Origin of the sequence: Candidatus Scalindua japonica (assembly GCF_002443295.1) — a bacterium.
Classification (GTDB): Bacteria; Planctomycetota; Brocadiia; order Brocadiales; family Scalinduaceae; genus Scalindua; species Scalindua japonica.
Genome location: NZ_BAOS01000006.1, coordinates 1 through 8,914, shown reverse-complemented (window position 1 = coordinate 8,914; position 8,914 = coordinate 1). Strand labels below are relative to the sequence as shown.

Sequence of the window (8,914 nt, the reverse complement as noted above, 5' to 3'; positions counted from 1 at the left end):
AACAGGGGATTGACTCCAAGGGCGTTCGTGGATGAGATGAAGGTTAAAGAAAAGAACATACCGGGAATAGGCCACAGGATAAAAAGTGTTCAGAACCGGATGTTCGCGTCAAGCTTCTGAACGAGTGGGTATTTAAAACACTTCCACGGAACGATGTATTAAATTATAACCACCCCTTTTCCCCTTCTTGCCAATGAGTAGATTAAAGCCATCGGCGTTTTTTGTCAGGGGAAAGGGAGATCTTTCTCTATTTATTTAAAAACATAATAAATATTAGGAATAAAACCATGTCAGAACAAGAACAACCGGATATTATCTATACCATTACTGATGAAGCGCCCGCACTGGCTACTTCATCCTTTCTTCCTATAGTAAAATATTTTTTAACAGCTGCTGGAGTTACAGTAAGTACCAGGGATATTTCACTGGCAGGCCGCATTATTGCAAAATTTCCGGACAGTCTGACCCGAGAGCAGAAACAACCTGATGCTCTGTTTGAGTTGGGTGAGCTGGTTAAAAGACCTACTGCAAATATAATCAAACTTCCAAATATCAGCGCATCTATACCGCAGCTAAAAGCTGCTATTTCTGAATTACAGGAGAAGGGATATGATATACCGGATTATCCGGAAGCCCCCTCGAACGAAGCACAGAGAGATATTCAGGCAAGATATAAAAAAATTTTGGGAAGTGCTGTAAACCCCGTTCTGAGAGATGGTAATTCAGACCGCAGGCCCCCCGCGGCTGTGAAAGAGTTTGCCAGAAAACATCCGCATAAAATGGGTGAATGGCGTTCAGATTCAAAAACTCATGTTACCCATATGGACGACGGAGACTTCTTTTCCAACGAAAGATCTGTTACTATCTCAGGTTTGTCTGTTGGTAATGCCAGAATTGAGTTTTTTAGTGAAGACAATCAACTCACGGTCCTGAAAGACAATTTAACGCTGCAGGAAGGAGAGATTGTTGATGCTACATTCATGAGCCGGAAGGACTTGCGCAAGTTTCTTGCTGAACAAATAGAGGACGCGAAAGAGAAGGGTGTTTTATTCTCTCTACACCTGAAAGCAACAATGATGAAGGTGTCTGATCCGATTATATTTGGACAGGCCGTTGAAGTGTTTTTTGCAGATGTGTTTGATAAACACGTGGCTGTTTTTGAAGAATTGGGTGTTAATCCCAATAATGGCCTGAGTGATGTGTATGCCAGGATACAGAATTTACCGGAAGCACAAAGAGAGGAAATTGAAGATGATATACAGGCCTGTATTGATACACAAGCTGATCTATATATGGTAAATTCAGATAAAGGTATAACGAATCTGCATGTTCCAAGCAACGTAATTATTGACGCATCTATGCCGCCGATCATTCGTGATGGTGGAAAAGCCTGGGGGCCCGATGGAAAAGCACATGATGTTAAGGCAGTAATCCCTGATTCCAGCTATGCCGTTATTTATGACGAAACAATAAAATTCTGTAAAGAAAATGGCGCGTTTGACCCCGCGACTATGGGTAGTGTGGCCAATGTCGGTCTTATGGCTGGAAAAGCCGAAGAATACGGCTCCCATGATCAAACTTTTAAAGTGTCTGAGGATGGAGTAATTCGCGTTGCTGACGCGGAGGGTGTAACACTACACGAACATAGTATCGAAAAAGGCGATGTCTGGCGTATGTGCCGGGTGAAGGACGAGCCGGTCAGGAACTGGGTGGAGTTGGCGGTTAAAAGAGTTAGAATAACCGGTTCACCGGCGGTTTTCTGGTTAGACAGAGAGAGAGCACACGATGCGCAGCTTATTGACAAGGTAAATCGTTTTCTGGAGAATCTTGTCCCAAATGGTGATCTGGATATTAAAATTATGTCACCGGTTGATGCGATACGCTATACACTTCAGCGTGTGAAAGATGGTAGAGATACGATTTCAGTTACGGGTAATGTTTTGCGTGATTATTTGACAGACCTGTTCCCCATTCTTGAACTCAATACCAGTGCCAAAATGCTCTCAATCGTTGGTCTGTTAAATGGCGGCGGCCTGTTTGAAACAGGCGCGGGAGGTTCAGCGCCCAAGCATGTTCAACAGTTTCTCGAAGAGGGGCATCTACGTTGGGATTCTCTTGGCGAGTTTGCGGCTATTGCCGCCTCACTCCAACACCTCAGCGTTGCACGCAAAAACGTGAAAGCCGGTATTGTGGCAAAGGCATTGGACCAGGCAACAGCAAAGCTTCTGGGCAACAACCAGTCACCATCCAGCAAGGTGGGTGAACTGGATAACAGGGGAAGCCAGTTTTACCTCACGCTCTACTGGGCACAGGCACTGGCAGAACAAGAGGAAGATCTCGAACTTCAGGAATATTTCTGTCCACTTGCAAAAGCACTGGTATCAGGAGAAGGACAGATTATAAAGGAGTTGAATGATATGCAGGGAAAGAAAGTCGATCTGGGCGGCTACTACCATCCTGACCCTGAGAAAGTAGCAGGAGCCACGCGTCCAAGTGCTGCATTCAATGCTGCATTCAAATAACGGTTTTCTGAAATTAGATGCTTCAATCCACTTTGTTTCATTCAGAATGATAGATCAGGATGTCATTCTGAGGGAGGAACGACCGAAGAGTTTATGCCTTGAATTTCCAGAAACATTAATGGGGGGCTGTTTTTTTTTTTGAAAATAAATATATTATTTTCTCTTGCTTTAATAGGTGTTGTGTGATAGCGTTAACAATGTTGATTGTACTGTTGTTAGATTTATATATGCATATATGAAGGCTACAAGGTTTCCAATCTTGTGGCTTTTTTTATTTTTATAACTTTTATCGTTTTTAAAGGAGGTGATTTTCAATTATGCAGAAAGGAACAGTTAAGTGGTTTAACGACTCAAAGGGTTTCGGTTTTATTACACCGGAAAACGGAGAAGATGTCTTTGTTCACCATACCGCAATCCAGGCTGACGGCTTCAAAAGTCTTTCAGACGGTGACCAGGTAGAGTTTGACGTTGAGCAGGGAGAAAAGGGTCTTAAGGCCTCAAATGTTGTCAAAGTATAAAAATATTATCAAGCACACTAGTATATTTTTTGCTGTATCATCTATCGAAAGAGAGCTGCATAGAACAATTAATATCGAATAGCTGCAAAATATTATTGTAATGATGACTTAAAAGCTCACGATATCCACAAAAGATATCGTGGGCTTTATTATTAATGCAGAAAAAAACTAACGTTTTCAGAACCAACACATCGATTACCGGCAACAAGTATCCATTTACCGGCATGCATTGTATCACCATGATTAATGTTTTTTTGCCTTTCTTTTTCTCGCCTGTTTTTCCTGTCATCCTGTCTGTTTTTTGTATTTTCCATTGTCATTAATTTTGCCAATTCATCTATTCCTGAATGTCTAAAATTTTTCTTTTATCTGTGTTATATCATTTTTCTTTGCGTTCATTGCGTCTTTTTGTGATTATTCCTTCTGTTTTGTAAGTGGAATTGGATTTTTTCAATTATTAAGGTAATAATCATGAGCAAATTAAAACAGGAAAGATGCATGCAGTGCCGGCTAATACTTGAAGAGTGTATTTGTCGTTATATTATTCCCATCTCGACGGAACACAGATTAACATTGCTGACAAATAAACGAGAAGAACATATCCTGTCTAACACGGGAAGGCTGCTTCGGTTCATGCTGGAAAATAACGCTCTTATTTATATAGGAGAAAATGGGTGGGAGAAAAAAATTGAAGACGAAATTACCAGGAGTAAATACACGCCGGTTATATTCTTCCCTACTTCACCTGATGGACAGAGCGTTGTTGAAGAGATGGGAAAACCACTGAACATTATTGTTTTTGATACAAACTGGAGTAGTGCGAGGAGATGGTTTTACAAACTGGGTGCTATGAAGGTAAAGAAGATAGGATTAAGAAAGGTCCCACCTTCAAAATATTACCTGAGGAAACAATCTAAGAAAGAGAACCTGTGTACATTTCAGGCAGTTACTTCATTACTGGAGGAACTCGGAACAGGGAGCCCAGGATCACCCTTTACCCGGATGAATGAAATATTCGCATTATGGGTAAAGTCACTGGCAAGAGAGAGAGGTTTGACTATTCCATAAAAGAGCTATCTGGTTATTAGCTGACGTCAAAAATTCCTGCCCATGGCTTCTGCTTGTGTTAATTCGTAACTGCCATTCTGTCTGATTCATCTTGCAAGTTTAAACCGCACATATTTGATCACTCGATTATCAGCAAGGTGCTTTTTCTCATAATTCGTTTTGATGTAAAGATCTTCGTGACGTTCTTCATTATCGTGAACATTATAGATCTTCGCTTCAACTCTACACCTGTTTTCCATCAATGATTTGAGACTGAAATTGAAAAGGGGGGTTGAATCTGTTTTGAGATGGATTGGTGCTCCATTCTTTGTAACCTGTTTATAGGCTTCTAAATAACGAGTAGCAGTGAGTCTTTTATTAGCCTTGGTATTCTTTAAAAAAGGATCAGGAAAGGTTATCCAGATTTCATTGATTTCATTTCTGGCAAAATAGTGAGAAATGTTCAGGATCTCTATGCGAAGAAAAGCTACATTATTAAGACCTCGCTCCCGTGCCGCATTACATCCGGACCACAAACGAGGGCCTTTTATATCAATACCAATATAATTTTTATCAGGATGTTTTTCTGCAAGGGCAATGGTATAATCGCCTTTTCCGCACGCCAACTCCAGCGTTATTGGATTTTTGTTTTTGAAATAATTTTCTGCCCATGTACCTCGAAACCTGAAATCATCCTGTTCAGGTTGGTCGGTAAGTTGAATGAGATTGTCAAAATCCTCAAGTTCCGCTAATCTCCATAGTTTCTTTCTTCCCACAGTCGCATCTCCAATATCTATTCAGTTTGTGGTAAGGCTGTTTTTAGCCTTATCAAGGCAAGTTTTTTGCGTACAGGCTCCTTCCACTTATACCAATTCTCATATTCAATGTGTGGGAACAGAGTTGTGAATGCTTGATGGATTTCCGGTGATAAGTTATAAGCTTCATTACTCGTTGAAACTGCAGTTGTTAAACGTCCGTCCTTAACTACCAGATACCATTTTCCGTCTTTACGCTCAAACCAGAGGGTAATTGGTCCATGATATTTATTTTCGTATGATTTCTCCCATCCGGATAGGATTATTTTTGCGGTACCCATTCCATTCTTAATATACAGATTAGCAGATTTATAAAGATGCCAGCTTACATATTTGTTGGGGGTAGGAAAATTTACCGGCAGGATATTATTCTCCTCTAAAATCCTTATAATATTACTTTTGTGATTTTCAACAAACTCTTTGAATTCTGCTGCCGCATTCCTGTCTATTTTTTCTACGATTGGGTCTTTAGTATTAGATACATCCGCAGGAGTCTGCTCTTCCTGCCCACAGCCAAATGCGATAATTACCAGAAATAAAATGGTGATACTGAGTACTGATTTATTTTTCATAATTGTATTGTTCGTCTTAAAAATTCAGGAATTTAAGGGTGAATGGATTCAGGAGTTAAGCTACCTGCTTTCACGGCCATTTCTGCTGCTGTTTTGTTTCGTCTATTTCTACAAACTGTTCCTGTGCTACCATAGCTTCCGGCTTTTCCGGTTCTCTTTTTTCTGCTTCAGGTTTTTTCATCTCCTTTGTGTTAAATTGCATCTCAAAAAGCTTTTTGTATAATCCTCCATTCTTCAGTAGCTCCTGGTGGTGTCCGGTTTCAACGATCCTCCCATTTTCCAGAACAACAATCAGGTCGGCATGCAGTATCGTTGAAAGTCTGTGTGCTATTACGAAGGTAGTACGGTTTTTAACCAGACGATAGATTGCATTCTGTATAAGTTGTTCTGTCTCAGTGTCCACAGAAGAGGTGGCCTCATCCAGGATGAGTATTCGAGGGTTTGCAAGGATGGCACGCGCGATGGCAATTCGCTGCTTCTGACCTCCGGATAGCTTCACTCCACGTTCGCCAATTAAGGAGTTATATCGATTTGTCAATTCAACAATAAATTCGTGGGCATTGGCGGCCCTGGCAGCCGCCTCTATCTCTTCATCAGACGCGTCAGGTCTGGCATAGGCGATATTAACCTTAACCGTATCATTAAAGAGAAAGGTTTCCTGGAGCACTATTGCCATCTGCTTTCTCAGAGATTGGAGTTTAACTTCCTTTATGTTGTAATCATCAATAATAATATCTCCTTTACTTGGATCATAGAATCTGGGTATCAGATTAGTGAGGGTAGTCTTGCCGCTGCCGCTGGGACCCACAAAGGCAATCATCTGCCCCGGTAATGCCTTAATATTAATATCGCTTAAGACTTCAGGGTCCTTATTGTATCTAAAGTGAATATTCCTGAATTCCACAGTACCATGTACCTTTGGCAAATCAACAGCGTTAGGTGCGTCTTCAAGATCAGCGGGAGTATCCAGTACTTCAAAGACTCGTTCCGTAGAAGCGATTGCCCGTTGTACCTGATTATAAAAACGTGTTAAACCGGTAATAGGGCCATACATCATTTGAAGATATGGAAAGAATATGACAAATGTACCGGCGGAGAGTTGACCCTGAAGTACCTTATAGCCTCCAAAACAGATCACTACCACAGCACCCATCTCAGTAATCAGGTCCACAATTGGCCGCATTGTGTGAATCAGCCTTAAGATGCGGACGTGCAAATAATAATTTTCATAGTTTTTATGTTTGAACCGTTCCAACTCTTCCGGTTCTTTCGCAAAGCTGGCAATAACACGAATGCCGGAAATATTGTCCTGAATCAATGAATTAAGATCACCGGTTTTCTGCCTGAGGGAGCGAAAAATTATTCGTATTCTTTTTCCGAAATTATAGGTACAGAGAGAGATAAAGGGACAGACAAACAGTACGATAGACGTAAGCTGCCAATCGAGTTTCATGCAGAAATAGATTATCCAGGCGAATTTAAACATGTCCGTTATAAAGGTGATTACAGGGCCGACAATCGCCTGCTCCAGCGAATTGACATCGTTCATAAGACGGCTCATGATATCACCTGTCTTATTGTTCTCGAAATAGTTTAATGGAAATCGTTGTATGTGGCCGTAGAGCTGATTCCGCAAATCATAGACGAGCCTTTGTCCCAGCTCAGTGGTAATATAGCCATGGGTCATGGTAACCCCACTTCCGAGCGTATGCATAACCAGAAAACTGGCACCCAGGAAGATAAGCATAAAAATGGTGGAATTGTGATCCCCAAACCAGTGTTCATGGACATAGTCAGAAGCAGTTAACAATGGTTTGGACAGTGGGATCTGGCTTATATTCTCTTCTGTTAGAGTGTGAGTAGAGGTTTCACTGTTTTGATGACTGATTTCAGGGATTTTAATTAATTTATCTGCTATTTTGATTTCGTCTACAACAATACCGAGTATCTGTATTGGAATAACAGCAATATACGCACTGATTACTGAAAGAAGCAGAACAATCAACGTTCTGCGCCAGTAAGGGACCAAATAATATAATAATCTGAAATAGGTGCTTCGGTCAGGTTTACTTGTTGGAATTGTATTTGTAAATCTATTAAATCTCATATTGAAAAAATACCTCGTGATAATAATACTAAACGTCCATAATACTAAATAAGCAAAGAATGAACAATGTCAAAGAGATTTATCTTTAAATATTTATTTCAATCTGTAAAATTGATACTAACAATCCTGTTTATATATGGAATATTCCCCGTCCGAACGGCTTGGCCGGGCGTGTCGAAAAAGAGGTGGGGCAAGTTTATGAATAAAGTATGCTTAAAGGACATTAATTCAAGTTTTATTTGTGTAAATTCGTGAAATAGTGTCTGTAATTCATTTCTTTCAAGGAGATAAGTAATGGCACAAAATAGAGTAAAAGTGGCCGTAACAGGTGCTGCAGGACAAATCGGTTATGCACTACTGTTCAGAATTGCGTCAGGACAGATGTTTGGAGCGGAACATGAGGTTGAGTTGCAGCTTTTAGAGCTAGAACCGGCATTACCTGCACTTCAAGGTGTTGCAATGGAACTTGATGATTGTGCTTTTCCATTACTCAAAAAAGTTACCTGTACCAGCGATTTGGATGTGGCTTTTAAAGATGTTAATTGGGCTATTCTAGTCGGGTCAGTTCCAAGAAAAGCAGGGATGGAGAGATCTGATCTGTTGAAGATAAATGGTAGTATATTTACAGGCCAGGGAAAGTCTATCAATGACAATGCAGCAGACGATGTACGTGTCTTTGTAGTGGGTAATCCTTGTAATACAAACTGTCTTATTGCCATGAATGCAGCTGGAGATTTTTCAAATGATAGATTCTTTGCCATGACTGCCCTTGATGAGAAGAGGGCGATTACCCAACTGGCTCAAAAGGCGGGAGTAGATACAACTGAAGTGAAGAACCTTACTATTTGGGGGAACCATTCTGCTACTCAATATCCTGATTTTTATAACGCAAAGATTTGTGGTAAACCTTCGCATGAAGTCATTACTGATGAGAATTGGTTGAAAGAAGACTTTATTAAAATAGTTCAACAACGCGGCGCTGCCATTATTAAAGCCAGGGGGTTTTCATCGGCAGCATCAGCAGCTAATGCGTGTGTGTCAGGTGTAAACAGTCTGATCCATGACACACCGGACGGTGAGACATTTTCCATGTGTCTGGCTTCAAATGGTGAATATGGAGTTGACAAAGATCTGATCTTCTCTTTTCCATGCCGTGTGAAGAATGGTAAGGTTAAAGTTGTTGAGGATATTGTACACGGAGAATTTGGTAAAGAGAAGTTCTCAGCAACATTGAAAGAACTGCAGGCAGAAAGGAATGCTGTCAAAGAGATGGGTTTGATTTGATGTGGAATGCAGCAAAGCTGCAGCTTAAACAGTTTAAACCGATTAAGCC

General features: G+C 40.7%; 8 protein-coding genes. 4 read left to right on the top strand and 4 right to left on the bottom strand.

Annotated elements, in window-relative coordinates; genetic code table 11:
* The first annotated feature begins 287 nt into the window (after positions 1-287).
* The gene (locus SCALIN_RS05875) at positions 288-2,522 is read left to right on the top strand and encodes an NADP-dependent isocitrate dehydrogenase (protein ID WP_096893480.1); all 2,235 of its coding nucleotides are present in this window, start codon (positions 288-290) and stop codon (positions 2,520-2,522) included.
* A 317-nt stretch (positions 2,523-2,839) separates the two neighbouring features.
* Positions 2,840-3,040, top strand: coding sequence for a cold-shock protein (locus SCALIN_RS05870; protein ID WP_096893479.1), 201 nt, complete (start codon positions 2,840-2,842; stop codon positions 3,038-3,040).
* Between the two features lie 152 nt (positions 3,041-3,192).
* Here the strand turns inward: SCALIN_RS05870 and SCALIN_RS21595 are convergent, their stop codons facing one another.
* Positions 3,193-3,372, bottom strand: coding sequence for a hypothetical protein (locus SCALIN_RS21595; RefSeq protein WP_133111703.1), 180 nt, complete (start codon positions 3,370-3,372; stop codon positions 3,193-3,195).
* Between the two features lie 139 nt (positions 3,373-3,511).
* Between SCALIN_RS21595 and SCALIN_RS05865 the strand changes: the two genes are divergently transcribed.
* A complete protein-coding gene (locus SCALIN_RS05865) occupies positions 3,512-4,108 on the top strand; it encodes a DTW domain-containing protein (RefSeq protein ID WP_096893478.1) in 597 nt (198 codons plus the stop codon).
* 86 nt (positions 4,109-4,194) lie between these two features.
* Here the strand turns inward: SCALIN_RS05865 and trmB are convergent, their stop codons facing one another.
* The 3 genes from trmB to SCALIN_RS05850 all read right to left on the bottom strand — a co-directional run bounded on the left by trmB (position 4,195) and on the right by SCALIN_RS05850 (position 7,581).
* On the bottom strand, positions 4,195-4,863 hold the full coding sequence (gene trmB, locus SCALIN_RS05860) for a tRNA (guanosine(46)-N7)-methyltransferase TrmB (RefSeq protein ID WP_162532172.1): 669 nt from the start codon (positions 4,861-4,863) through the stop codon (positions 4,195-4,197).
* 17 nt (positions 4,864-4,880) lie between these two features.
* Complete coding sequence (locus SCALIN_RS05855; RefSeq protein ID WP_096893476.1) at positions 4,881-5,474, bottom strand: hypothetical protein; 594 nt, start codon at positions 5,472-5,474, stop codon at positions 4,881-4,883.
* 70 nt (positions 5,475-5,544) lie between these two features.
* The gene (locus SCALIN_RS05850; protein ID WP_096893475.1) at positions 5,545-7,581 is read right to left on the bottom strand and encodes an ABC transporter ATP-binding protein; all 2,037 of its coding nucleotides are present in this window, start codon (positions 7,579-7,581) and stop codon (positions 5,545-5,547) included.
* 294 nt (positions 7,582-7,875) lie between these two features.
* Between SCALIN_RS05850 and SCALIN_RS05845 the strand changes: the two genes are divergently transcribed.
* Positions 7,876-8,865 carry a malate dehydrogenase gene (locus SCALIN_RS05845; RefSeq protein WP_096893474.1) on the top strand — a complete coding sequence of 330 codons (990 nt, stop codon included), beginning with the start codon at positions 7,876-7,878 and terminating at the stop codon, positions 8,863-8,865.
* Positions 8,866-8,914 lie beyond the last annotated feature (49 nt).